General features: G+C 72.7%; 22 protein-coding genes and 7 tRNA genes. 16 read left to right on the top strand and 13 right to left on the bottom strand.

Annotated features, from left to right (window positions below):
- Positions 1–30: 30 nt before the first annotated feature.
- Complete coding sequence (locus ABT154_RS11035; RefSeq protein ID WP_351855645.1) at positions 31–1,248, bottom strand: serine/threonine-protein kinase; 1,218 nt, start codon at positions 1,246–1,248, stop codon at positions 31–33.
- A 512-nt stretch (positions 1,249–1,760) separates the two neighbouring features.
- Here ABT154_RS11035 and ABT154_RS11040 point away from each other — a divergent pair.
- The 3 genes from ABT154_RS11040 to ABT154_RS11050 all read left to right on the top strand — a co-directional run bounded on the left by ABT154_RS11040 (position 1,761) and on the right by ABT154_RS11050 (position 3,507).
- Entirely contained in the window at positions 1,761–1,928 is a 168-nt protein-coding gene (locus ABT154_RS11040) for a hypothetical protein (protein ID WP_351855648.1), read from the top strand.
- 162 nt (positions 1,929–2,090) lie between these two features.
- A complete protein-coding gene (locus ABT154_RS11045; RefSeq protein WP_502969481.1) occupies positions 2,091–3,167 on the top strand; it encodes an aminoglycoside phosphotransferase family protein in 1,077 nt (358 codons plus the stop codon).
- A 46-nt stretch (positions 3,168–3,213) separates the two neighbouring features.
- The gene (locus ABT154_RS11050; RefSeq protein ID WP_351855650.1) at positions 3,214–3,507 is read left to right on the top strand and encodes a TFIIB-type zinc ribbon-containing protein; all 294 of its coding nucleotides are present in this window, start codon (positions 3,214–3,216) and stop codon (positions 3,505–3,507) included.
- 52 nt (positions 3,508–3,559) lie between these two features.
- Here ABT154_RS11050 and ABT154_RS11055 read toward each other — a convergent pair.
- From ABT154_RS11055 to ABT154_RS11075, 5 genes are all read right to left on the bottom strand, one after another.
- Positions 3,560–3,634, bottom strand: a tRNA-Val gene (locus ABT154_RS11055).
- 39 nt (positions 3,635–3,673) lie between these two features.
- A tRNA-Val gene (locus ABT154_RS11060) sits at positions 3,674–3,745 on the bottom strand.
- A gap of 34 nt (positions 3,746–3,779) precedes the next feature.
- Positions 3,780–3,851 (bottom strand) — tRNA-Val (locus ABT154_RS11065).
- A 1-nt stretch (position 3,852) separates the two neighbouring features.
- Positions 3,853–3,926 (bottom strand) — tRNA-Cys (locus tag ABT154_RS11070).
- A 39-nt stretch (positions 3,927–3,965) separates the two neighbouring features.
- A tRNA-Gly gene (locus ABT154_RS11075) sits at positions 3,966–4,038 on the bottom strand.
- Positions 4,039–4,336: 298 nt separating this feature from the next.
- Here ABT154_RS11075 and ABT154_RS11080 point away from each other — a divergent pair.
- From ABT154_RS11080 to ABT154_RS11090, 3 genes are read left to right on the top strand one after another with little or no spacing between them, the layout of a single operon-like run.
- Positions 4,337–5,404 (top strand): chorismate-binding protein, encoded by a 1,068-nt coding sequence (locus ABT154_RS11080; protein ID WP_351855652.1) that lies wholly within the window; start codon positions 4,337–4,339, stop codon positions 5,402–5,404.
- Positions 5,401–6,231 carry an aminotransferase class IV gene (locus ABT154_RS11085; RefSeq protein WP_351855654.1) on the top strand — a complete coding sequence of 277 codons (831 nt, stop codon included), beginning with the start codon at positions 5,401–5,403 and terminating at the stop codon, positions 6,229–6,231. Before ABT154_RS11080 ends, ABT154_RS11085 begins: the two co-directional genes overlap by 4 nt.
- A 59-nt stretch (positions 6,232–6,290) precedes the next feature.
- A complete protein-coding gene (locus tag ABT154_RS11090) occupies positions 6,291–7,130 on the top strand; it encodes a GNAT family N-acetyltransferase (protein WP_351855657.1) in 840 nt (279 codons plus the stop codon).
- A 55-nt stretch (positions 7,131–7,185) separates the two neighbouring features.
- On the opposite strand, the gene ABT154_RS11095 is transcribed toward ABT154_RS11090, so the two are convergent.
- A complete protein-coding gene (locus tag ABT154_RS11095) occupies positions 7,186–7,701 on the bottom strand; it encodes a DsbA family protein (protein WP_351855660.1) in 516 nt (171 codons plus the stop codon).
- Between the two features lie 182 nt (positions 7,702–7,883).
- On the opposite strand from ABT154_RS11095, the gene ABT154_RS11100 reads away from it, so the two are divergent.
- Both ABT154_RS11100 and ABT154_RS11105 read left to right on the top strand, forming a co-directional pair.
- A complete protein-coding gene (locus ABT154_RS11100; protein ID WP_351855663.1) occupies positions 7,884–8,297 on the top strand; it encodes a hypothetical protein in 414 nt (137 codons plus the stop codon).
- A 112-nt stretch (positions 8,298–8,409) separates the two neighbouring features.
- The gene (locus ABT154_RS11105; protein WP_351855804.1) at positions 8,410–8,595 is read left to right on the top strand and encodes a hypothetical protein; all 186 of its coding nucleotides are present in this window, start codon (positions 8,410–8,412) and stop codon (positions 8,593–8,595) included.
- Between the two features lie 31 nt (positions 8,596–8,626).
- Here the strand turns inward: ABT154_RS11105 and ABT154_RS11110 are convergent, their stop codons facing one another.
- Positions 8,627–9,184: a CGNR zinc finger domain-containing protein gene (locus tag ABT154_RS11110; RefSeq protein WP_317877524.1), complete on the bottom strand. Its 558-nt coding sequence runs from the start codon at positions 9,182–9,184 to the stop codon at positions 8,627–8,629.
- Between the two features lie 191 nt (positions 9,185–9,375).
- Positions 9,376–9,789 carry an SsgA family sporulation/cell division regulator gene (locus ABT154_RS11115; RefSeq protein WP_015032345.1) on the bottom strand — a complete coding sequence of 138 codons (414 nt, stop codon included), beginning with the start codon at positions 9,787–9,789 and terminating at the stop codon, positions 9,376–9,378.
- 190 nt (positions 9,790–9,979) lie between these two features.
- Here ABT154_RS11115 and ABT154_RS11120 point away from each other — a divergent pair, with 190 nt between their 5' ends.
- Both ABT154_RS11120 and ABT154_RS11125 read left to right on the top strand, forming a co-directional pair.
- Positions 9,980–10,402, top strand: coding sequence for a TIGR02611 family protein (locus tag ABT154_RS11120; RefSeq protein ID WP_351855667.1), 423 nt, complete (start codon positions 9,980–9,982; stop codon positions 10,400–10,402).
- 54 nt (positions 10,403–10,456) lie between these two features.
- Positions 10,457–10,531: transfer RNA gene (locus tag ABT154_RS11125), tRNA-Val, on the top strand.
- 56 nt (positions 10,532–10,587) lie between these two features.
- Here the strand turns inward: ABT154_RS11125 and ABT154_RS11130 are convergent.
- Positions 10,588–13,143 carry an SCO7613 C-terminal domain-containing membrane protein gene (locus ABT154_RS11130; RefSeq protein WP_351855670.1) on the bottom strand — a complete coding sequence of 852 codons (2,556 nt, stop codon included), beginning with the start codon at positions 13,141–13,143 and terminating at the stop codon, positions 10,588–10,590.
- 92 nt (positions 13,144–13,235) lie between these two features.
- Between ABT154_RS11130 and ABT154_RS11135 the strand changes: the two genes are divergently transcribed.
- On the top strand, positions 13,236–13,697 hold the full coding sequence (locus ABT154_RS11135; protein ID WP_351855673.1) for an SRPBCC family protein: 462 nt from the start codon (positions 13,236–13,238) through the stop codon (positions 13,695–13,697).
- Between the two features lie 73 nt (positions 13,698–13,770).
- Positions 13,771–13,842 (top strand) — tRNA-Val (locus ABT154_RS11140).
- Between the two features lie 48 nt (positions 13,843–13,890).
- Here the strand turns inward: ABT154_RS11140 and ABT154_RS11145 are convergent.
- Entirely contained in the window at positions 13,891–14,619 is a 729-nt protein-coding gene (locus tag ABT154_RS11145; protein WP_351855675.1) for a 3'-5' exonuclease, read from the bottom strand.
- 122 nt (positions 14,620–14,741) lie between these two features.
- Between ABT154_RS11145 and ABT154_RS11150 the strand changes: the two genes are divergently transcribed.
- The 3 genes from ABT154_RS11150 to thrS all read left to right on the top strand — a co-directional run bounded on the left by ABT154_RS11150 (position 14,742) and on the right by thrS (position 18,764).
- Positions 14,742–15,308 carry a DUF4365 domain-containing protein gene (locus ABT154_RS11150; protein ID WP_351855677.1) on the top strand — a complete coding sequence of 189 codons (567 nt, stop codon included), beginning with the start codon at positions 14,742–14,744 and terminating at the stop codon, positions 15,306–15,308.
- Entirely contained in the window at positions 15,308–16,621 is a 1,314-nt protein-coding gene (locus ABT154_RS11155; RefSeq protein WP_351855680.1) for a hypothetical protein, read from the top strand. Before ABT154_RS11150 ends, ABT154_RS11155 begins: the two co-directional genes overlap by 1 nt.
- A gap of 166 nt (positions 16,622–16,787) precedes the next feature.
- Positions 16,788–18,764, top strand: coding sequence for a threonine--tRNA ligase (gene thrS / locus ABT154_RS11160; protein WP_351855682.1), 1,977 nt, complete (start codon positions 16,788–16,790; stop codon positions 18,762–18,764).
- 28 nt (positions 18,765–18,792) lie between these two features.
- On the opposite strand, the gene ABT154_RS11165 is transcribed toward thrS, so the two are convergent.
- The gene (locus tag ABT154_RS11165) at positions 18,793–19,479 is read right to left on the bottom strand and encodes a potassium channel family protein (RefSeq protein WP_351855685.1); all 687 of its coding nucleotides are present in this window, start codon (positions 19,477–19,479) and stop codon (positions 18,793–18,795) included.
- 65 nt (positions 19,480–19,544) lie between these two features.
- Here ABT154_RS11165 and ABT154_RS11170 point away from each other — a divergent pair, with 65 nt between their 5' ends.
- The gene (locus ABT154_RS11170) at positions 19,545–20,108 is read left to right on the top strand and encodes an HIT family protein (RefSeq protein WP_317874508.1); all 564 of its coding nucleotides are present in this window, start codon (positions 19,545–19,547) and stop codon (positions 20,106–20,108) included.
- 86 nt (positions 20,109–20,194) lie between these two features.
- On the opposite strand, the gene ABT154_RS11175 is transcribed toward ABT154_RS11170, so the two are convergent.
- A complete protein-coding gene (locus ABT154_RS11175; RefSeq protein ID WP_351855687.1) occupies positions 20,195–21,850 on the bottom strand; it encodes an AbeC-like domain-containing protein in 1,656 nt (551 codons plus the stop codon).
- Between the last annotated feature and the right edge of the window lie 83 nt (positions 21,851–21,933).

The following is a 21,933-nucleotide window of genomic DNA, read 5'->3' on the forward strand; positions in this document are numbered from 1 at the left end:
CCTGACGCCGGAGTGCTGCTGCCGGGGGACCTACCCCTGGAGGGCCTGGGCGGCGGCGATGCCCAGGGCCACCACGAGCGTCACGACCACGAAGACGAAGAGCCGCTGCCGCAGCAGCCGCGGGTTGGCGGGGCGGCGCCCGGTCGAGGTCGACCGGGCACCGGGCCGGGTCCCCGAGCGGGACCGGGGGCCCTGGGACCCTCCGGTGCGAGGTCCGGCGGACGGCCGCGATGCGGGTCCGCCCACGCGCGCCTGCCCCCGCTCAGGACCACGTTCGTGCCCTCGCTCGGAGCCCCGCTCGGCACCCCGTTCCGGCCCGCGCCCGGACAGCGGCCCGTCCCGCTCGGTGTAGCGCTCGGTAGGCCGCAGCGTGTTCCGCTCCTCGGCGCGCTCCCGCTGCACGGGAGGCCGGGAGACCGGCAGCCCCTGGGCCTCGCGCGCCGCGATCTCCTTGAGCCGCATGGACAGCTGGAGCGTGCTGGGGCGGTCCTCCGGGTCCTTGGCCAGGCAGGCCCGGACCAGCGGCGCGAGTGCGTCCGGCACCCCGTGCAGCTGCGGCTCCTCGTGCACCACGCGGTAGAGCATGACCTCGGAACTGCCGTGCCCGAAGGGGGAGTCGGCCATGGCGGCGTACGCGAGGGTGGCACCGAGCGAGAACACGTCGGTGGCCGGGGTGACGGCCGCGCCGCGCACCTGCTCGGGGGCGAGGAAGCCGGGCGAGCCGACGGCCGTGCCGACATGGGTCAGCGTGCTGGCCCCGGTGGCCCAGGCGATGCCGAAGTCGATGATGCGGGGGCCCTTGGGGGAGAGCAGGATGTTCGAGGGCTTGAGGTCGCGGTGTACGACACCGGCCTCGTGGACGGCGACGAGCCCTTCCGAGAGCGCAGCCCCGATCGTGGCCACGTCGGCGGCGCGCAGCGCCCCCTCCTCGGCGACCCGGTCGTGCAGGGACGGGCCGGGCACGTACTGGGTGGCGAACCAGGGGCGCTCGGCCTCCAGGTCGGCGGCGACGAGCCGGGCGGTGCAGCCGCCGCGGATGCGCCGGGCGGCGGACACCTCGCGGGCGAACCGGGACCGGAACTCCTGGTCCTCGGCCAGATCCGGCCGGATCACCTTCAGTGCCACCCGCTGGCCGCGCCGGTCGGAGCCCAGGTACACGACGCCCATCCCGCCGGCCCCCAGCCTGCGGTGGAGCCGGAACGACCCGACGATCCGCGGATCCTCGCGCCGGAGCCGCATCATCGCCATGTCCGTCCCCTCGTCCGTTCGACGTGGCACAGCTTACGTAGTGGCGCCCGCGCGTGCTCATAGGCCGCGCCCTCGCACCGGATCGATTGTCAGTACTGAGGAGGACGGGGCCCGGCGGAGGCGATCGGCGGCCCGCCCCAACCTCCCGTCCCCGAGCCCCACTTGAGCAGCCGACAGGAATCCGGTCGGACGCCTCGCGGGGAGTGGCCCGGACCGTGCGGACCAGCGGCTTCGCACGGGACCTCGTGAAGTGAGGGAAGTCACGCCCGCCCGCCCGTACGGCCCGCTGCCCGCGACCCCTCCGGGAAGACCCGGGGTTCCGCGCCCCCCTTCTCCACCCACGGGAGTACGCCGTACGGACGTGAGTCATCCTCCGGGAGGCCCGCAAGTCGGTACGCGGGCATGACGTTCCGCGCCTCCGGGCTCCCTAGTGTTGAGGTCAAGCGGCGGGTGCAGCACTCGTCCCCCGAGGTCACGCACCCGCCGCGCCGGAACACGACAGGAGAGGAACCATGGCATTCACCGCAGCGCGGACGAGCACCCGGCCTTCGGGTCGGCGCCACCCCCTGGTGGCCACCGCCATGGTCCTCCCTCTCGCGGCCCTGCTCGTGGTCGTCTTCGGCGGCTGGGAAGCGGTGGTCACACAGGCGTCGTCCGTGGGCGTGATGCTGGGGCGCTGACAGCGCCCCGGACCCGGGAGAGCGGCCCGGGTCGGGACATCCGGCCATCAACCCCGTGGGGACGGGGGTGTGGCGGACGGCAGCGTGGGGCCGGTCAGCTGGGGAGCTGACCGGCCTTTCGCGCGTTCCCGCCCCGCCGTACCGCCCCGATACGCTCCCGTCGTGGACTCCACCGCCCCGAAACCACCGCACGACCGCCCCGCCCGGCCCCTGCCGGAGCGCCTGGCGGCCGTCGTGCACGCCGCCGCGCACGGGCCCGGCGCACCCTGTCGCTGCCCGGGACCCCGGGTGGGGGTGCTCGCCGACCGGGACGACGGGACGGTCGTACGCCACGGGGGACTGGTCGCGAAGGCGCACGCCCCCCGCACCGACCCGGAGGAGCACCGCGCCCGGCTGGCGCTCGCCGCGCACCCGGACGTCTCCGGGGTCTTCCTCCCGCCCCTGGTGACGCCCGCGTTCGCCCCGGAGGCACTGGACGGCCGCCCCGTCACGCTGTGGTCGTACGGCCCGCCCGTGGATCCGGCGGACCCCGACGCCGCCCCCTGGGAGGAGGCGGCGCGGCTGCTCGCGCTGCTCCACCGCACACCGCCGCCGCCCGGGACGGCAGGCAGCCTCCCGGAGATGCGGGCGCCCGCGAAGGCGGCACTGGCGGTCGACCGGATGCGCGCGACGGCCCCGGACCACCCGGCCACGGCAACGGTCCTGGCGGCCTGGCGAACGATCCCCGACGGCCGGGGGCCGAATCTCGATTTCCGGCCGCTGCCCCCCGAGGCCCGAGGTGCGAACCCCGAGGCCCGCCAGCCGATCCCCACCGGCCCCACCCGGACACCCCGTCACCTCTGCCACGGCGACTTCCACCTCGGCCAACTCGTCCGTGACACCCGGTCCGTGCCCACCGGCCCCTGGCGGCTCATCGACATCGACGACCTCGGCCTCGGCGATCCGGCCTGGGATCTCGCCCGCCCCGCCGCCTGGTTCGCCGCCGGCATCCTGCCCCCGGAGGTCTGGTCCCGTTTCCTCGGGTCGTACCAGGACGCGGGCGGCCCCGCCGTGGGCGCCGACCCCTGGCCCCGACTCGACTTCCCTGCCCGTGCGCTGACGGTCCAGACGGCGGCCCTGGCCCTCGCCAAGTCGACGGCCGAGCGCAGGACGCTCGACGAGGTCGAGGAGGTGATGATCGACACCTGCGCCCGTATCGCGGGATTCCGAACCGACTTGGCCCCCTCGGCGTCCACGTAAGGTGAAGCCACCATTCGAACGGCGAAGTCAGGGAGTTGAGCCGACCATGCAGTGCCCCAAGTGTCATGCGGCCATGCACACGTACAACCGCAACGGCGTCCAGATCGAGCAGTGCAGCGGTTGCCGGGGGATATTCCTGGACTACGGCGAGCTGGAGGCCCTGACCCGCCTGGAGTCCCAGTGGGGCCAGCAGGCGCCGCCGGCCCCGCCCGCCCCGCAGGCCTACCCGGCGCAGCCCGCGCCCGCCGCTCCCGCCTGGGGTGCCCCGCACCACGGCGGCCACCACGGCGGCGGTCACTACCGCCAGCGCGGTTTCGGCCGGATGCTCTTCTCCTCCTGAGCGGGGGAACACGGAAGCCCCCGGCCGCGAGATGCGGCCGGGGGCTTCTTGGTGGTGCGCGATACTGGGATTGAACCAGTGACCTCTTCCGTGTCAGGGAAGCGCTCTCCCGCTGAGCTAATCGCGCGGGGTGCACACGAGCGACCCGAAGGTGCTGCGTACTGCGTGCGCGATACTGGGATTGAACCAGTGACCTCTTCCGTGTCAGGGAAGCGCTCTCCCGCTGAGCTAATCGCGCGGGGGATCCGAAGACCCAGGACCCGAAGGTCCAGTGGACGATACTGGGATTGAACCAGTGACCTCTTCCGTGTCAGGGAAGCGCTCTCCCGCTGAGCTAATCGTCCTTGGAGGTGGAGACGGGATTTGAACCCGTGTAGACGGCTTTGCAGGCCGTTGCCTCGCCTCTCGGCCACTCCACCAGGAGTGAATACAGGGGTTCGGGAAGATCCCCCACATCGAGCGGACGACGAGATTCGAACTCGCGACCCTCACCTTGGCAAGGTGATGCTCTACCAACTGAGCCACGTCCGCTTGTCGTTTCCGATTCGCTTGCGCGTCCCGGCGACGTGTTGAACTCTAGCGGATTCCTGGGCCAGCACAAAAACGCGTTTCCGCAGCGTGCTGACCTGCGCGCCGATCCCGGTGCGCGGTGGGGCGTCCCGGAGGGTTCGCGCCACGTTCACTCGCCGTGTTCCCCGGGTGGCGGGGAGCCCCCGCGAGCGCGCCGGCCGTCCTCCGTCGACCGGTCGCCCCTCCTTCAACAGCCGCCCCACCCGCCCCCTGGAGACCGGCCCCGCAGCCCCTCCGCCGGCCGACCTAGACTCGATGCGTGCTCGACCTAGCCCCTCTGGCCCGCTTCGGCGGCCTCGTCGCGACCGATCTCCGGGACGTCACCCACGACCCCGAGGCCCTGGACTCCGCCGGCTTCTGGGCCGTCTGCGCGGACTTCGAGGGGCGCCTGACCTGCGCCCGCTTCGGAGACGTGCGGGCCGACCCCGTCCCCCCGCCCGTCCCGGGCGCCTGGCGCGGCCCCGCCGCCGGTGACTGGTCGTCCTCGCTCGACCGCACCGCGTACGTCGCGGGCGTGCGGCGCGTGCGCGAGCACATCGCGCGCGGCGAGGTCTATCAGGCGAACCTCTGCCGGGTGCTGACCGCGCCGCTGCCGCACCCGGAGAGGGCCGACGTCGACGCCCTCACCTCGCTCCTCGCGCGCGGCAACCCCGCTCCGTACGCCGGAACGATTCGGCTGCCCGCGCACGGCGTGGAGATCGCCACCGCCTCACCCGAGCTCTATCTGCGCAGGGAAGGGGCACTCCTCTCCTCCGGGCCCATCAAGGGGACCGGCCGCACCGCCGCCGACCTCCTCCCCAAGGACCACGCGGAGAACGTGATGATCGTCGACCTGGTCCGCAACGACCTGGGCCGCGTCAGCCGGACCGGCTCCGTCGCCGTCCCCGCCCTCTGCGCCATCGAGGAGCACCCGGGCCTCGTCCACCTCGTCTCCACCGTCACCGGTCTGCTGCGCGAGGACGTCGGCTGGCCCGAGCTGCTCGCGGCCACCTTTCCGCCCGGCTCCGTCACGGGCGCGCCCAAGTCCAGCGCGCTGCGGATCATCGAGGCCCTGGAGACCGCTCCCCGCGGCCCCTACTGCGGTGGCATCGGCTGGGTGGACGCCGACGCGGGCACCGCGGAGCTGGCCGTCGGCATACGCACCTTCTGGATCGACCGCCCGGAGGGCGTGCTGCGCTTCGGGACCGGCGCCGGGATCACCTGGGGCTCGGACCCGGAGCGCGAGTGGGAGGAGACCGAGCTCAAGGCGGCCAGGCTCGTCGCGATAGCGTCGGGAACCTACGATTCAGGCGCCCTTGAGGCGAGCGGAAAGGCCACTTCTCGATGAAACTCTGGGTCAACGGCGGGCTGCACGACGCGGAGACCGCCCGGGTCTCCGTACTGGACCACGGACTGACCGTCGGCGACGGCATCTTCGAGACGGTCAAGGCCGAGCACGGCGAGACCTTCGCGCTCACCCTCCATCTGGAGCGCCTCACCCGCTCCGCGCGCGGCCTCGGCCTCCCCGACCCGGACCTCGACGAGGTCCGCCGTGCCTGCGCCGCCGTCCTGGAGGCCAACCCGATGGCCCTCGGCCGGCTCCGCATCACGTACACCGGCGGGCTCTCCCCGCTCGGCTCGGAGCGCGGCGACGCGGGCCCCAGCCTCGTGGTGGCCCTCGGCGAGACCGGCCGCCGGGCCGACACCACCGCCGTGATCACCGTGCCCTGGACGCGCAACGAGCGCAGCGCCCTCACCGGCCTCAAGACCACCTCGTACGCCGAGAACGTGGTCGCCCTCGCCAGGGCGCGCGAGCAGGGTGCGTCCGAGGCGCTCTTCGCCAACACCGTGGGGCAGCTCTGCGAGGGCACCGGTTCCAACGTCTTCGTCGTGGTCGGCGGCCGGATCCTCACCCCGCCGGTCTCCTCGGGCTGTCTCGCCGGGATCACCCGCGCCCTCGCGGTCGAGTGGACGGGCGCGGTGGAGACCGATCTGCCGCTGGAGGTGCTGGAGAGCGCCGAGGAGATCTTCCTGACCTCGACCCTCCGCGACGTCCAGGCCGTGCACCGGGTCGACGGCCGCGAGCTGACCGCGACGCCCGGCCCCGTGACCGCCAAGGCGATGCGGATCTTCGACGAGCACGCGGCCCGGGACCGGGATCCGCGTCTCGGGTAGCGCCCGTCGCCGCCGAAAACCTGATGACGTACGGCCCCGGGGTGGGTAGAACACCTCTGATGACCACCACCCTGCGGCCGACCGAGCCGCTTCAGCAGACGCCCGAGGGCGGCCGTTCCCGTACGTACGACGTGTGTGTGAACAGCCGCCGCGTCGGATCCGTCCACCTGTCCACCGACCCGGGCTTCGGCGCGGCCTCGGGGGTGATCAGCGGCCTCGGGATCGACGAGCCGGACCGCGGTCGTGGCCGGGGCGCGGTCGCGGCGCTCGCCTCCGAGGAGGTGCTGCGGGGCTGGGGCTGTGTCGAGGTGCAGATATCGGTTCCGGCGGACGCCGAGCCGGCGCTGCGGACGGCACGCTCGCTGGGCTACGCCGAGCGCAGCCGGAACATGGTCAAGGAACTGCCCGCCGAGCCGCCGGCCCTGCCGGACGGCGTCGAGGTCCGGCCGATGAGCGGGACCGAGTACGCGGCCTGGGAGACGCGGGCCAAGGACGGCTTCGCGCAGAGCTGGATCGACCGGGGGGTCCCGGAGGACCAGGCCCGCACCAAGGCCGAGGACAGCCACCGGAAGTACCTGCCGGACGGCCTGGCCACGCCCGGTGTCGCGATCCACGTGGTCGTGCGGGACGGACGGCCCGCCGGGTTCCTGTGGACCGGCCGGATCGAGATCGAACCGGGGCGGTGGGCGGCCTTCGTGTACGACATCGAGGTCGACGAGGAACACCGCGGGCTCGGCTACGGCCGGGCGCTCATGAGGGTCGCCGAGCGGGTCGCCCTGGAGGCCGGGGAGACCCTGCTCGGACTGCACGTCTTCGCGGGCAACACCCCGGCGATCCGGCTCTACGAGTCGCTGGGCTACCGCACCACCTACGTCAACAGCGCCAAGACGCTGCGGTAGCGCGGGGTCGGGCGGTCAGACCCGCGGGAGGTGCGGTCGGGGCTCTCGGGAGCGGTCAGCCCTTCAGGAGGCGGTCGGCGATCTCGCCGACGCGCTCCCGTAGGCCCTCCTGGCTCTGACCGCCGTCGAGCCGCTCGCCGCCGATGACGTACGTCGGGGTGCCGGTGACCTTGATCGCCTTGCCCTCGGCCTCGTCGGCGTCGACGGTCAGCAGGTGCCGGCCGTCGATGAGCGCCGTGTCGAACTCCTCCGCGTCCAGGCCCAGTTCACCGGCGACCTCGAGGAGGAGCGGCTCGCCCCGATCGGCGAGGTCCGCGGTCCTGGCGAGCAGCGCCTCGACGTACGGCCAGCCCTTGCCCTGCTCGAACGCCTCCTCGGCGGCCTGCGCGGCGGCGTAGGCGTGCTTGTGCTTCGCCAGCGGGAAGTGGCGCAGTTGTACGTCGAGCCGGTCGCCGTACTTCTCGCGGAGCGCGCGGACGTCGTCGAGGGCCTGGAAGCAGTCGGGGCACTCGAGGTCGAACCAGGCCTCGAGGACGACGGGGGAGGTCGGTGCGGTGGTGGTGTCACTCATGACAGCAGTCTCCCTCACCGGTCCGCCCCGCCGGGACGATCGGGGTTCCCACCGGGACCTGGGGAGGAGATCCGGAGGGGAGGACCCGGAGATCTCCCTGAGACCGGCCTCGGAACATGGCCCCGGACGCTCCCGTCGGTGCAGGATGGAAGGGACGTATCACCCGGGACCTGGAGGACCGCATGCTCGCCGAGACCATTTGCTCCGCGGTGTCCGTGGCGGGCCTGGGCATCGCCGCCGTCATGGCGTACCGGAAGCGATTCCTGTCCGCCGCACGGTTCACGGCCTACGCCCTGGTGCCGCTCGGCCTGGTGATGACGGGCGCCGTGGCCTGGATCGCGGACACGGCGTTCAGCCCGGTCGCCTGGGCCGGGTTCGGTGTGCTGGGTGCCGCCTGGCTGCTGTTCCTGTCGACCCGGGCCGTCGAGCGGCGCCGTGGCGAACGCAAGGAGACCACCGGGGGAGCCGGGCAGAGAGCCGTGGCCCCGGGGGCGTCGGCGCCCTCGCGCGCCGTGGCGACGAAGCCCGCGGCCGGCCAGTCCTCCGGTGAGGACTTCAGCGACATCGAGGCGATTCTGAAGAAGCACGGGATCTGATCACTTCTGGCGATTCCCGGTCCCATCCCGTCCCCATCCCGTTCCCATGATCCACGGGAAGGGGTGAACGGGCCCTGTGGTGGGGCGTGTTGCGGGATTTCCGGGGTCGGGCGTGCGCGATCATCCCCCCGAGATGCTGGATACCTCGCGGGAGACCGTCCCCGCCGCCCCCGATGCCCCCGCCGAGGAGCCGCGCGGCTGCCTGTTCGCGCTCTCCCAGCCACCCCTCATGATCTTTCTCGGGGTGATCGGCTGTCTGCTGCTGCTTGCCGCGGTCAACGATCTCTTCGTGCGGTGACCCCCGTGGCCGGGGGAGCGGTCCGGGGAGGTCAGCCCGCCGCTTCCTTGCGGCGGGCGCGGTACGCGGCCACGTGCAGCCGGTTCCCGCAGGTGCGGCTGTCGCAGTAGCGGCGCGAGCGGTTGCGGGAGAGGTCGACGAAGGCCCGGCCGCAGTCCGGTGCCTCGCAGCGCCGCAGCCGCTCCTGCTCGCCCGCCACGACGATGAAGGCGAGGGCCATGCCGCAGTCGGCCGCGAGGTGGTCGGCGACGGAGGCGCCCGGCGCGAAGTAGTGCACGTGCCAGTCGTAGCCGTCGTGGTCGGTGAGCTGCGGTGTGGTTCCCGCGTTCGCCACCAGCTGGTTGATCAGGGGGGCCGCGATGCGGGCCTCGGGGGCGGAGAAGACCGCCGCGAACTTCTCCCGCACCTGGCGCACGGCCCGCAGGTCGGCGGCCCCGAGGTCGCCCACGCCACTGACCTTGTGCGCGCGGACGAAGGTCAGCAGACCGGGGATGTCCGCGAGCTCGTCCTCGCGGTCGCCCTGCGGCGCGGTGTTCATCAGATCGACGACGGTGTCGAGGGCGATCCGGGTGTCGTGGGGGATCAGCACGATTCGCTCCCTGGCCGGCCACGGGCGGGCGCCCGCGGAATGGCGCTGACTTTAGCGCGACCGGGAAAAGGACAACGGCGCCCACCACCGCGCCGGCTGCGCGGTGGGGAGCGCCGGTGTCGTGCCTAGGTGACTGCCCGCGCGGCGCCGTCGCCCCGAGTCGGACGGCGCCGTGCGGCTCTCGGCCTGGCTCAGCTGTCGGCCAGGATGTGGGAGAGCTCCGTATCGAGATCGAAGTGCCGGTGCTCGGTGCCCGGTGGCACGGCGGCGTCGGTCCTCTTCAGGAACGACTCCAGGGCCCTCGCCGGGGCCTCGAGCAGGGCTTCTCCCTCGGGGGAGCTCAACGCGATGCAGACGACTCCCTGACCGTGACTACGGGAGGGCCAGACTCGGACGTCGCCCGTGCCGGTGGGCCGGTGCAGCCCCTCGGCGAGAAGGTCGCGGGCGAAGACCCATTCGACCGTCTCCTCGGCTCCGGTGTGGAAGGTGGCGTGCACGGCATAGGGATCGGCCGTGTCATACCGCAGGCCCGCGGGTACAGGCAGTGAGGACTCGCTCGACACAACGAGGCGCAGGTGCAGCTCGCAGCTGACCGTGGTGTTCATAAGCGCCAGGGCCTTTCGCTCAGTGTGCGCTCGGGGATTCGCACGTCGGCGAAATCGACATGCCACCTCCAGGGTCGTTGTAAACCCCTCTGTCGGTTTTGTGATCGTTCAGGTCGCTCGTATGGGCGCGTGTGACCTGCGGTAATACGGCCATTCCAGTGAGGGCGTCCGGTCCGGTAGGTTGGTGGACATGAGTGCGGAGAGTGACGAGCGTGCCGGGGAGTCCGCAGACGGCAAAGAAGCCGAACTGGGATCCCGTGCGCCGGAGTTCATCAAGTCCCGACGAGGCCTGCATCTGAGCTGGCAGGTCGGCGTCTTCATCGTGGGACTCGCCGTGGTCGGCGCCGGAGTGGTCATGCTGCCGCTCCCAGGGCCCGGCTGGCTGGTCATCTTCGGCGGCATGGCGATCTGGGCGACCGAGTTCGTCTGGGCACAGCTCGTGCTCCGCTGGACCAAGCGCAAGGTCACCGAGGCCGCGCAGCGCGCCCTCGACCCCAAGGTCCGCCGAAGGAACATCATCCTCACCACCGTCGGCCTGGTGATCATCGCCGCTCTGCTCGGCGTCTACCTCTGGAAGTTCGGCCTCGTCATGCCGTGGAAGATCGACGAGTGACTCCGGGATGGTGCGGGAGCCCCGCTGACATGCGGTAATGTTTGCGGTGCACCGGGGCGATTAGCTCAGTGGGAGAGCACTTCGTTCACACCGAAGGGGTCACTGGTTCGAACCCAGTATCGCCCACCACCCGGACCGAAGGCCCGGAGACGGAACACCGTCTCCGGGCCTTCGGCGTTCCCCGCTTACCGCATCCGCGCCAGCCGCTCCCGCAGCCTCCGGGCGTCCCGGAGTCGCTGCTCGTACGTGGCGCCGACCGCGAGCAGCAGCAGCCCGGCGAGGGCCGGCGGCAGCCAGCGCGGCAGCGCCCCCACCACCTGCACCACGTACGGCGCCAGCTCGTGCAGCCCGTCCAGGGCCAGCACCCCGCCGCCCAGCACCAGGAGCGCCTGGAGCCGGAACCGCGCGCCGAGCAGCGTCACCACCAGCGCCGCGAGCCCCAGGACCAGCGGGCGCGTCCACTCCGGGTCCGTCCAGGCCGCCACGAGGCTCGGCAGCAGCGTCGCCGCGAGACCCGGGCCGTACGCCGTCCACGACGAGGCCTCCGGGTCCCGGCGCCGCCGCAGGAACCCGACGACGAGCGCGGGCACGGTCACCGGCAGGGTGTACGCCTCCGGGGCCGTCACCTCCCAGACCGCCAGCCGCACCCAGGCGGCCCCCAGGAACAGCACCGCCGCCGTCCACGAGGCGAACCGCCGCCGCTCCGGCCGTACCGCCGTCGCCGCCGCGATCACCCCGCCCAGCGCCAGGGCAAGCGCGAGGAACGCCGGACGGGACACCGCGAACCCGAGGGCGAGCACCCCCACGGCGCCGCCCGTGATCTCGACCGCCACGGCCACCGGGCGCGCCTTGGCACCGACGAGCGCGGTCGCCGCCGGGACCAGGAGCAGGGCGAGCGCCGTCCAGTGGTCCTCGAACCCGCCGGCCGCCGCCACCGAGAGCACCAGCCCGGTCGCGGTGAGCACCGCGCCGCAGGCCGCGACCACCCGGCGGGTGTCCGTACCGAGCACCGCCACGCCCGTGAGGAGCGCGAACACCACCCCGAGCACCCCGAAGGTCGCTCCCCGCACGTCCAGGGCCAGCGCGATCGCGCTGACGGCGGACGCGAGCCCACCGGCGTACACGCTCCACCCGATGACCGCCCCGGGCGCGAGCACGGGAGCCTGTGCCACGGGCCGCGAGGGCGCCCAGGCGGGCCACCCCGACCCGGAGGGCGCGCCGGGGGCACCTTGCGCGGGTGTGCCCGTGGTCGGTGCGGTCCCGGGCCTCGGCTCCCGCAGGCCGCGCGTCAGCGGGCCCGGGCGGAGCGCGATCCACAGGGCCGCCGCGCTCGTCAGGAGCTGGAGGGCGAGCGTCGCCGCGTACGGCAGGCCCAGGGAGACCGGCAGCGCCGTCAGGAGCGCCCAGCCGAGGGTGAGGGACCCGCAGCGGGCCCACAGCCGGGGGAGGGCCGCGAGCACGGCGGCGGCCACCGCCAGGACCAGGACGGCCGTCCCCGGGTACGAGGTCAGCACGCGCGCGGTGTGCTCGCCGGACCACACCCCGGTGGTCCGGGCCATCGGGCCCAGCAGCCCGGCCGCCACCGGCGGGAGCGCCCACAGGACCCCGAGCGCCGCGACCCCGGCCCCGGTGCCGGCGAGCCCGAGCCGGATGCCGGCCGGTATCCGGACCCCGGCGGCGGTCGTCTCGGGGCCGGCGGAGGGTGCGGGAACGCCGTCCTGGGGCGCCCGCCGTCCGTTCCCCGGGGTGTCCGCCGCGCGCAGGCGCCACACCGGCACCAGAGCCAGCCCGCACAGGACGTACCCCGGCACCGTCCAGTCCGGGGGCAGGGCGGCGCGCAGCAGGCCGCCGAAGGCCGCCACCGAGGCCAGACCCGCGACCACCGACCCCGCCACCGACAGCGCGGGCTTCCGCCAGGCCGCGTACAGCGTCACCGCGGCGCTCGCCAGGAGCAGTGCCGCACCGCTCCACGGCGAGGTCAGCGAGAGCCGGCCGCCCGTCAGGAGCGCCCAGCCGCCCAGGGCCGTCGCAACCGTCGCGGCCGTGATCCGCACCGCCGCGGGGCGGGTCCACAGCACGACCGCCCCGTCCGCCGCCGCGGTGACCAGGGCCGCCCAGGCGAAGGCCGTCGGGCCGCCACCGGCCGCCAGCACGCCGAGCGGCAGCGGCAGCTGCCCGGCGACCACGGCCACCGGCAGCGGTATCCGCAGCCGGGACAGCGCTGAGCCGTACGCCGTCCACGCGCCCGCCAGGACCGCCGAGGCCACCGCCGTGTACCCGAGGCCGCCCGTCTCCGGCAGCGCAACCCGGTGCACCGCGTACGCGTCCAGCACCATCAGGACCAGACCCAGCGCCGCCACCGACTCGGCCGTCGACACCAGGCCCCTGCGCAGCAGCGCCACCGGCGTCGCCAGCGCCGCCGAGGTCACCACGGACAGGACCGCCGCCCGGCCGCCGATCCCCATCGAGCCCCAGCTGACCAGGGTGAAGGCGACCGCCGCGATCGTCAGGAGGGTGCCGCCCAGCGTCAGCAGCACGTTCTGCGCGCTCCGGGGCGTCGAGTCCGCCGGAGCCGGGCCCGGGGCCGCGAAGGGGCGGGGCGCCATCGGCGCGGCCGAGGCGTGGAGGACCTGGATCAGCCAGGCCCGCCGGGCCAGCAACTGGGCCCGGCGTCCGTCGAGTTGGGCCAGCTCGCGGTCGACGAGCACCAGCTCGTCCGCGGGCGGCAGGGAGTTGTCCATGTCCGGAGTGTGGCCCCGGCCCCGGCCCGCAGGAATGCGTCCCGGTACTCATCTTCCGCCCCGAACGCCCTGAGTACCCCCACACTGGGGTCATGGACTGGTGCCGGTACCGCTTCCGCAGCGTCTGGCGGCTCGCCGCCCCGCCGGAGGCCGTCTGCGCCGTCCTCGAACGCGGCGAGGATCACCCGAGCTGGTGGCCCAAGGTCCGCGAGGTCGTCCTCGTCGAGGACACCACCGGCACCGCCCGCTTCCGCTCCCTCCTCCCGTACCACCTCTTCGTCACGGCCGGCGTCCTGCGCCGCGACCCCGAGGCCGGGGTCCTGGAGGTCGGACTCGGCGGCGACCTGGTGGGCTGGGCCCGCTGGACGCTCCTCCCGGAGGGCGCCGGTACCCGTGCCGTCTACGAGAAGGAGGTCGAGGTCCGCGCCCGCCTCCCGCGGGCCCTCGCCGTCCCCGGCCGGCCCGTCTTCCGAGCCAACCACGCCTGGATGACGCGCGGCGGGCGACGGGGACTCGCCGCCAGCCTGAAGGGGTCGCTCGAAGAGCGCCGTTGAGGGCGGTGGCCGGGCGCCCGTCGGGCCGGTTTGAACGCGGGGCGCGAAGGCCTGTATGGTTCAACCCGTTCCCGGGCGATTAGCTCAGCGGGAGAGCACTTCGTTCACACCGAAGGGGTCACTGGTTCGATCCCAGTATCGCCCACCGGGTAGAGGCCGGTCCGTCGAAAGACGGACCGGCCTCTGTCATGTGTCAGGCCGCCGTGCCCAGTTCCGGCCGCAGCGGCCACGCCGGGTCCACCGTCTCCGGCGTCCCCTGCCGGGTGAACCACGCCTGGAGGCCCCGCGCCTGCGCCGCGTGCCACACCGCCTGGAGGGTGTGCAGCTCCGCCGGGGTCAGCCGCTCCAGGCGGGCCGAGAAGCGCCGCGCCACCGCCCGTACGACATCGAGCGCCGCCGCCGCGTCCGCCGCCGCGTCGTGCGCCCCCGCCAGCTCCACCTCGTAGTGCGCGCACAGGTCGGTCAGCGTCCGGCGGCCCTTGCGGTACCGGTCCAGGTGCTTGTCCAGCACCCGGGGGTCCAGCACGCACAGCGGGCTGCCCGCCAGGTAGTCGCCGAGCGTGGACGCCCGGTGCCTGCGCAGCTCGCGGTCGAGGATCGTCAGGTCGAACGGCGCGTTCATCACCACCAGCGGACGCCCCGCCGAGGACTGCTCGGCCAGCGCGCGCGCCAGCTCCTCCATCACCGGGGCCGGCCAGCGGCCGTTCCGCTGGAGGTGATCGTCCGTCAGCCCGTGCACGGCGGTCGCCCCCTCGGGCACCGGTATACCCGGATTGACCAGCCAGCGCGTGACGCGCGGACGTGCTCCCGCCGTGTCCTGCACGACGAGAGCGGCCGACACGATCCGGTCGCCCTCGACGTCGACCCCGGTGGTCTCCGTGTCGAAAGCGGCCAGGGGTCCTTCGTACCAGTGCATCGTCATCACTGAACTCCCTGCACACGTGCGGCAGATGGCCAACCCCCTGCCCCCGAAACGGTGATACCCGGACTGTTTGCGCCGTACGCGGACCGGTCACAACAGAAGGGACGGGGAAGGAAGAAGACATGGCGCTCGCCCAGCCCGAGTCGGGAGGGCTGCCGCCCCAGCGGCCGGCTCCGACACGCGGCTCACTCGCCACCACCGCCTGCATGGAGACCCTTCAGGTGGGATACCTGCACGCCGTCGCTGCCGCGGCCGGCTGCTCGCTGTCCCAGCCCTTTCCGGACAACGGCATCGACTGGCACGTGAGCCACAGCGCTCCCGGCCACACCGTCGACGACGAAGTGACCATCAAGGTGCAGCTCAAGTGCACCTACCAGATACCGCCGCGCCCGCCCGGGAGCACGTTCTCGTTCACCCTCGACAACGACCACCTGGTGAAACTCGCCAGGACCCCGGTCTCCGTCCACAAGATCCTCGTCGTGATGCTCGTCCCGCGGACACCCGAGGACTGGCTCAGGGCGAGCCACGACCGGCTCGACCTGCGGCACTGCTGCTACTGGACCAACCTGGCCGGACAACCGGTCACGGGACGGCGCCGGACCACCGTGCGCATCCCGACGACGCGGATCTTCGACGACCGGGCACTCTGCGAGATCATGACCCGGGTCGGCGTGGGAGGGAGACCTTGATGCACCGACCGATCGACGAACCGGGGTTCGGGGACGAGGGGGGCGGAGCCGGGCGCGGCCCCGTCCCTCCGCCCTACCGGCCCCACCCACCGCCCGGCGACATCCCCGGGCCCTGGACGGGCGTCCCCGCCCCGCCCACCGGACCCTGGGCCGACACCCAGGGCACCCCCGACCCGGGCAGGGTCGACCCGCGCGTCCTCGGCGCCCTCCTCGCCCGGCACGGCTGGCGGCGGCGCGGCGGGGCGGCCGGCCGCTACAGCCGCTGGACCCCGCCCGGCAGCGGCTCCGGCACCAGCCTCCTGGTCCCGGAGAGCCGCGCCTTCCCGGACTGCGAGGACCTGCTCGGCGAGGCCCTGACCGCCCTCGCCCACAGCGCCACGCCCTCCGCCCGCGAGGTCCTCACCGGCCTCGCCGTGCCCAGCGACGAGATCCGCTGGTGGCGCGACGTGCCCCCGGGCCCCGCGGGAACGGTTCCCTGGACCGTGCAGGAGCAGCTCAGGTCCGCCGCCCGCCAGCTCCTGCTGGCCGGCGCCCTCGCCGTACGCGGCCGGGCCGGCTACTACGGGGCCCGGCACCGGCGGCCCGCCCAGACCTCCCTGGAGACCGTCGTCGTCGGCGCGGCCCCCGGCGGGCGCGGCCTCACCGCCTTCCTGCCCGTCGACCCCGGCCGCCCGATCGCCGTGCGGCTCTACCACGCGCTCCACGCGGCCCGCGAGGCCACCGACTACCAGCGGGCCACCGGCGGCACGGAGGCCTTCGACGCCGCTGTCGGGGCAGGCGTCAGCCGTGAGCTCACCGAGGCCCTCGTGGCCCTCGTCCGGGGCACCGAGGGCGCCCGCGTCGCCCTGGAGTGGGCGCCGTCCGCCGGTGCGCCCGAGGGCTGCGCCGCCCGGCCCGAACCGGTCGAGTTCTCGCCCGGCGACCTGCCCGCGCTGCGGGAGGCGAGCGCCCGCTACCTCACCGACGAACCTTCCGTACCGGTCCGGCTCACCGGCGCCGTCGTCCGTATGCGCCGCTCCGGGCCGCGCGGCGAGGGCACCGTACGGCTCCGTGTGCTCGGCGGGGCGGAGATCCCGCACGTCCGGGTGACCCTGGACGAGGAGGCGTACCGCACGGCGGGGCACGCCCACCTCGTCGGGCTCCCCATCCGGGTCGTGGGCCGGCTGGAGAGCCGGGGCGGCTTCCGGCGGCTCACCGACGCGTCGGGGGTCGTCCCCGTACAGGTCGACGAGACGGAGCGGGACCGGCTGATGAAGTCGCTCCAGGAGAATCCGGACTTCTTCGAGGAGGCGTGCGGGCCGGAAGAGAGCTGAGGGCACGGAGGCCGGGACCGGTCACGGTGCGGCAGGGCGGCGGTAAACGCTTCGCGGGCGGGCCCGTCGGCTCGGTAGGATCAGCGGTGCGCGGCACCTCGTCTCTGTCGCGCACCGCCGGCGCCGGCACCTCGTGTCTGCCTGCGCCCTTATGTACGGAGTACCCGTGTCTGATGTCCGTGTGACCGTCCAGTCCGCCTCGGAAGCAGAGGAGAGGGCGGTGAGCGCGGGCACCACCGCCGGCGCCCTGTTCGCCGACGACCGCACCGTCATCGCCGCCCGTGTGGCCGGCGAGCTGAAGGACCTGTCGTACGAGCTCGCCGACGGCGATGTCGTCGAGGGCGTCGAGATCTCCTCCCCGGACGGTCTCGACATCCTGCGCCACTCGACCGCGCACGTCATGGCCCAGGCCGTGCAGGAGCTCTTCCCCGAGGCCAAGCTGGGCATCGGCCCGCCGGTCCGGGACGGCTTCTACTACGACTTCGACGTCGAGAAGCCCTTCACTCCCGAGGACCTCAAGGTCATCGAGAAGAAGATGCAGGAGATCCAGAAGCGCGGCCAGCGCTTCGCCCGCCGTGTGGTGACCGACGAGGACGCCCGCGCCGAGCTGGCGGACGAGCCGTACAAGCTGGAGCTCATCGGCATCAAGGGCTCCGCCTCGACCGACGACGGTGCGAACGTCGAGGTGGGCGGCGGCGAGCTGACCATCTACGACAACCTCGACGCCAAGACCGGCGACCTGTGCTGGAAGGACCTCTGCCGCGGTCCGCACCTGCCGACCACCCGGAACATCCCGGCGTTCAAGCTGATGCGCAACGCCGCCGCCTACTGGCGCGGCAGCGAGAAGAACCCGATGCTCCAGCGCATCTACGGCACCGCCTGGCCGTCGAAGGAGGAGCTGAAGGCCCACCTCGACTTCCTCGCCGAGGCCGAGAAGCGCGACCACCGCAAGCTCGGCAACGAGCTGGACCTCTTCTCCATCCCGGACGAGATCGGCTCCGGCCTCGCGGTCTTCCACCCCAAGGGCGGCATCATCCGCCGGGTCATGGAGGACTACTCGCGCAAGCGGCACGAGCTGGAGGGCTACGAGTTCGTCTACTCGCCGCACGCCACCAAGGGCGCCCTCTTCGAGAAGAGCGGCCACCTCGACTGGTACGCGGAGGGCATGTACCCCCCCATGCAGCTCGACGGTGGTACCGACTACTACCTCAAGCCCATGAACTGCCCGATGCACAACCTGATCTTCGACGCGCGCGGTCGCTCCTACCGTGAACTGCCGCTGCGCCTGTTCGAGTTCGGCACCGTGTACCGGTACGAGAAGTCCGGCGTCGTGCACGGTCTGACCCGGGCCCGCGGCTTCACTCAGGACGACGCGCACATCTACTGCACCCGCGAGCAGATGGCGGAGGAGCTGGACAAGACCCTCACCTTCGTCCTGAACCTGCTGCGCGACTACGGTCTGACCGACTTCTACCTGGAGCTGTCCACCAAGGACCCGGAGAAGTTCGTCGGCTCCGACGAGGCGTGGGAGGAGGCCACCGCGGTCCTCCAGCAGGTCGCCGAGAAGCAGGGCCTCCCGCTGACCCCCGACCCGGGCGGCGCCGCGTTCTACGGCCCGAAGATCTCCGTGCAGGCGCGGGACGCCATCGGCCGCACCTGGCAGATGTCGACCGTGCAGCTCGACTTCAACCTGCCGGAGCGCTTCAACCTGGAGTACACCGCATCGGACGGCACCAAGCAGCGCCCGGTCATGATCCACCGCGCGCTGTTCGGTTCCATCGAGCGCTTCTTCGCCGTGCTCCTGGAGCACTACGCGGGCGCGATGCCGCCGTGGCTGGCGCCCGTCCAGGCGGTCGGCATCCCGATCGGCGACGCGCACGTCGAGTACCTCCAGGACTTCGCGGCCGACGCGAAGAAGCTGGGGCTGCGGGTCGACGTGGACGCCTCCTCCGACCGGATGCAGAAGAAGATCCGCAACCAGCAGAAGCAGAAGGTTCCGTTCATGATCATCGTCGGTGACGACGACATGGCCGCGGGCACCGTCTCCTTCCGCTACCGCGACGGTTCGCAGGAGAACGGCATCGCCCGTGACGAGGCGCTGGCGAAGCTCCTCGACGTGGTGGAGCGCCGCGTCCAGGTGTGACGCGCGCCCGCGTGAGCGGGTGCTCGGATCAGGCCCCCGGGAAGTTCCCCGGGGGCCTCTTCTCGTCCTCCCTGGTGAACGCCTGGATCAGCCAGGACGAGAAGGAACCCGTCACCGCGCCCAGCAGCGCCAGGCCGCAGGCCATCAGACCCACCGCCACCACCCGCCCCATCGGGGTCACGGGCGTCACGTCCCCGTACCCCACCGTTGCGAGGGTGGAGCAGGCCCACCACACCGAGTCGCCGAAGGTGCGGATCGTGGCGCCGGGGGCGCCGACCTCGTACTGGTAGACGGCGAGCGCGCCCGCGAAGCCCAGCAGGGCCACGGTCAGGCCGGAGTAGACCATCACGCGCGCGTAGAGGCTGAGCCGGGGCTTGTCCTGGCGGCGCTGCACCCGGTCGTAGATGCTCACCATGCGCACCGGCCGCAGCAGCGGAAGGACCAGGACCACCGTGTCGAGGAGATGGGTGCGGACGAAGCGGAACACGCCCTGGCCGCTGAGGCGGAGCCGTACCGCGTAGTCCAGGACGAACACGGCCCATGCCGCCAGGGTGGCGGTGAGACAGAGGTCGAGCCAGAGCTGCGGGAGGTGCTGGCGGGCGAGGACGCGGACCGCGTAGCTCGCGAGATAGACGAGGGAGGCCACGGCGAGCGGGATCTCCATACGATGGTCCCAGCGCTCCTGGCGGGGCGGTTTCGGTGGCCTGACGCTCATCGGATCAGCATGGCCGGTGCATGGATCTTCCGCCCCGGCGACACGTTCCGAACGGGCGACGCAATATGCTGCACAGCATGACGACTGAGCCGGAGCAGCAGATCGGAGTGGGGACGCGGGACGCGTTCCAGCGCCTGTGGACGCCTCATCGGATGGCGTACATCCAGGGCGAGAACAAGCCCACCGGGCCGGGCGCCGACGACGGCTGTCCGTTCTGCTCGATTCCGGCGAAGTCGGACGAGGACGGCCTGGTGATCGCGCGCGGTGAGAGCGTGTACGCGGTCCTCAACCTGTATCCGTACAACGGCGGCCACCTCATGGTCGTCCCCTACCGTCACGTCGCCGACTACACGGACCTGGACGCGGCGGAGACGACGGAGCTCGCCGACCTCACCAAGCGCGCGATGGTCGCGCTGCGGGCGGCGTCCGGGGCCCACGGCTTCAACATCGGTATGAACCAGGGTGCCGTCGCGGGCGCCGGCATCGCCGCGCACCTGCACCAGCACGTGGTGCCGCGCTGGGGCGGGGACACCAACTTCATGCCGGTCGTCGGGCACACCAAGGTGCTGCCGCAGCTGCTCGCCGACACCCGCAAGATGCTGGCCGACGCCTGGCCGGCCACGGTCTGAGCGAACGGTGAGGGGCCCGGACCACGGTCGTGGTCCGGGCCCCTCTCGCATGCGTCGGGCCCGGGTCGCTCTCGCGAGCGCCCCGGTCAGGCGTCGTAGGCGTCGGCCTTCTTCGGGCCCGGATCCTGGATGCCGCCGCTGAGGACCAGCGAGCGGTTGGTGAAGCGCTCCGTGTCCACGTTGTGCTCGTCGAGCACCTTGAGCGTCGCGGAGTGGACGGCGCGGAGCACGGGCGCGGCCATGCGGATGGCGTCGTCGGCCATGAAGCGGTTCTTCCAGAGCGGCCCCGCCCACACGTGCCGCAGACCGAACGGCTCGGGCAGGCTCATCTTGCCGCCGAGGTACTCCAGGACCGGCGGGTACCAGGTGAGCGGGGCGCGCACCGCGAGCCGGACGATGTCGTTGGTGCCGAGCAGTGGCTGCTGGATCTCCTTGGTCTCCCAGAAGCGGACGGTCTTGGAGACCTCCTTGGTCTTCGCCTTCGGCTTCGTGGTGAAGAGGCCGTGGACGGGACCGAGCGCGTGCCCGGTGACCTCGATCCGGAGCGTGTGGAGGAGGGAGGTCACGGTGACCATCATGGTCAACACCAGATTGCCGTCCCAGAGAGTGAACTGCACGCCGAGGTAGTGGCGGTTGCCCGCGCCGAACTGCTGGTCGTTGCAGATGCGCTGTATCTCGTGCGGCTTGACCTGGTAGTGGACGATGTTGTCGCCCTCGGGGCGGGTGACCTCGTCGGCTCCCTCGCCGACCGGGGAGACGATCCAGTGCTTGACGGTCGGCTTGGGGAAGCCGGTCTTGAGGGTGCCGCGCTCCAGCAGGGTCAGCTCGTCGTGGATCCTGCGGACGATGTCCCAGGCGCGGAAGGCGTGGAGTTCCCGGCCGGCCTGCGGGACCAGCTCCTCGGCGAGCGTCCAGTTGCCCCAGCGGGTGCCCAGGCCGAGGATCCCCTTGGTTCCGGCGTAGAAGACGATGTTGGACTGCTGCTCGGCGGAGAGCTTCTCCAGGTTGACCCGCAGTGCCTCCGCCGACTTCTCGCCCGGATCCTGGGGGACGGACTTGGGGACGTGGGGGCCGACCCCGCCGCCGCCGAGCAGACCGCTCCAGCGCTCGCGGAGGTCGATCGCGGCGTTCAGGCAGATCCGGCTCGCGAGGAACCAGCCGACGACCGGGGCGACGACCATCGCGCGGAGGTAGTTCGGCAGGATCCCGTCGAAGGGCAGCTTGAGCAGGACGAGCACGGCGAAGATCCCGGCGGCCCAGAGGAGGGCGGTGCCGATGGCGCTGTTGCGCTTGTTCTCGGAGCCGGAGACGAGCCGGCGGAGCTGGATGACTCCGAGCCAGAGCAGCAGGCCGGGCAGGAAGAGGACGCCGCAGAAGAAGGTGACCAGGGTCAGCTTGACGTCGCGCTGTCTGCGCAGGTGCGTGGCGGCCAGGCAGTGTTCGACGACCGGCTGAGGCTCGGCGCCGAAGGACTGGATGAGGGCCTTGCGGGCGCCGCCGAGCATGCGGGCCTGGACCGCGCGGGAGAAGGCCTCCCCGAGGTCGGGGCTGAAGAGCCCCCACTTCCCTTCCTTGACCGTGGTCTTGTAGAGCTCGCTGTCGGCCTGCTTGATCGTGTCCAGAGGACTGTCCCGGTACGCGGCGGAGGCGAGCGCGCTGGTCGCGCCCGTACCGCCCCCCGAGTTCTGGAGGGGGATCTGAGCCCCGGGTCCGAAACCGTCGATCGCCACTGCCGCCCCCATCGCGCGCGAGTATTTGTGCGGGCTGTTCCCAACTGCCGCGCCCCGCACACCTTCTGAGCTGGGCACCACAGCGTAACCGGGGA

Source organism: Streptomyces sp. NPDC001728 (genome assembly GCF_040297565.1).
In the GTDB taxonomy this organism is placed as follows: Bacteria; Actinomycetota; Actinomycetes; order Streptomycetales; family Streptomycetaceae; genus Streptomyces.

What these genes read in the sequence shown, in the direction of transcription:
- ABT154_RS11035 (WP_351855645.1), bottom strand. Translation starts at nt 1,248, where the DNA reads ATGGCGATGATGCGGCTCCGGCGCGAGGATCCGCGGATCGTCGGGTCG.
- ABT154_RS11040 (WP_351855648.1), top strand. Translation starts at nt 1,761, where the DNA reads ATGGCATTCACCGCAGCGCGGACGAGCACCCGGCCTTCGGGTCGGCGC.
- ABT154_RS11050 (WP_351855650.1), top strand. Translation starts at nt 3,214, where the DNA reads ATGCAGTGCCCCAAGTGTCATGCGGCCATGCACACGTACAACCGCAAC.
- ABT154_RS11085 (WP_351855654.1), top strand. Translation starts at nt 5,401, where the DNA reads ATGAAACTCTGGGTCAACGGCGGGCTGCACGACGCGGAGACCGCCCGG.
- ABT154_RS11090 (WP_351855657.1), top strand. Translation starts at nt 6,291, where the DNA reads ATGACCACCACCCTGCGGCCGACCGAGCCGCTTCAGCAGACGCCCGAG.
- ABT154_RS11095 (WP_351855660.1), bottom strand. Translation starts at nt 7,701, where the DNA reads ATGAGTGACACCACCACCGCACCGACCTCCCCCGTCGTCCTCGAGGCC.
- ABT154_RS11100 (WP_351855663.1), top strand. Translation starts at nt 7,884, where the DNA reads ATGCTCGCCGAGACCATTTGCTCCGCGGTGTCCGTGGCGGGCCTGGGC.
- ABT154_RS11115 (WP_015032345.1), bottom strand. Translation starts at nt 9,789, where the DNA reads ATGAACACCACGGTCAGCTGCGAGCTGCACCTGCGCCTCGTTGTGTCG.
- ABT154_RS11120 (WP_351855667.1), top strand. Translation starts at nt 9,980, where the DNA reads ATGAGTGCGGAGAGTGACGAGCGTGCCGGGGAGTCCGCAGACGGCAAA.
- ABT154_RS11130 (WP_351855670.1), bottom strand. Translation starts at nt 13,143, where the DNA reads ATGGACAACTCCCTGCCGCCCGCGGACGAGCTGGTGCTCGTCGACCGC.
- ABT154_RS11135 (WP_351855673.1), top strand. Translation starts at nt 13,236, where the DNA reads ATGGACTGGTGCCGGTACCGCTTCCGCAGCGTCTGGCGGCTCGCCGCC.
- ABT154_RS11145 (WP_351855675.1), bottom strand. Translation starts at nt 14,619, where the DNA reads ATGACGATGCACTGGTACGAAGGACCCCTGGCCGCTTTCGACACGGAG.
- ABT154_RS11150 (WP_351855677.1), top strand. Translation starts at nt 14,742, where the DNA reads ATGGCGCTCGCCCAGCCCGAGTCGGGAGGGCTGCCGCCCCAGCGGCCG.
- ABT154_RS11155 (WP_351855680.1), top strand. Translation starts at nt 15,308, where the DNA reads ATGCACCGACCGATCGACGAACCGGGGTTCGGGGACGAGGGGGGCGGA.
- ABT154_RS11165 (WP_351855685.1), bottom strand. Translation starts at nt 19,479, where the DNA reads ATGAGCGTCAGGCCACCGAAACCGCCCCGCCAGGAGCGCTGGGACCAT.
- ABT154_RS11170 (WP_317874508.1), top strand. Translation starts at nt 19,545, where the DNA reads ATGCTGCACAGCATGACGACTGAGCCGGAGCAGCAGATCGGAGTGGGG.
- ABT154_RS11175 (WP_351855687.1), bottom strand. Translation starts at nt 21,850, where the DNA reads ATGGGGGCGGCAGTGGCGATCGACGGTTTCGGACCCGGGGCTCAGATC.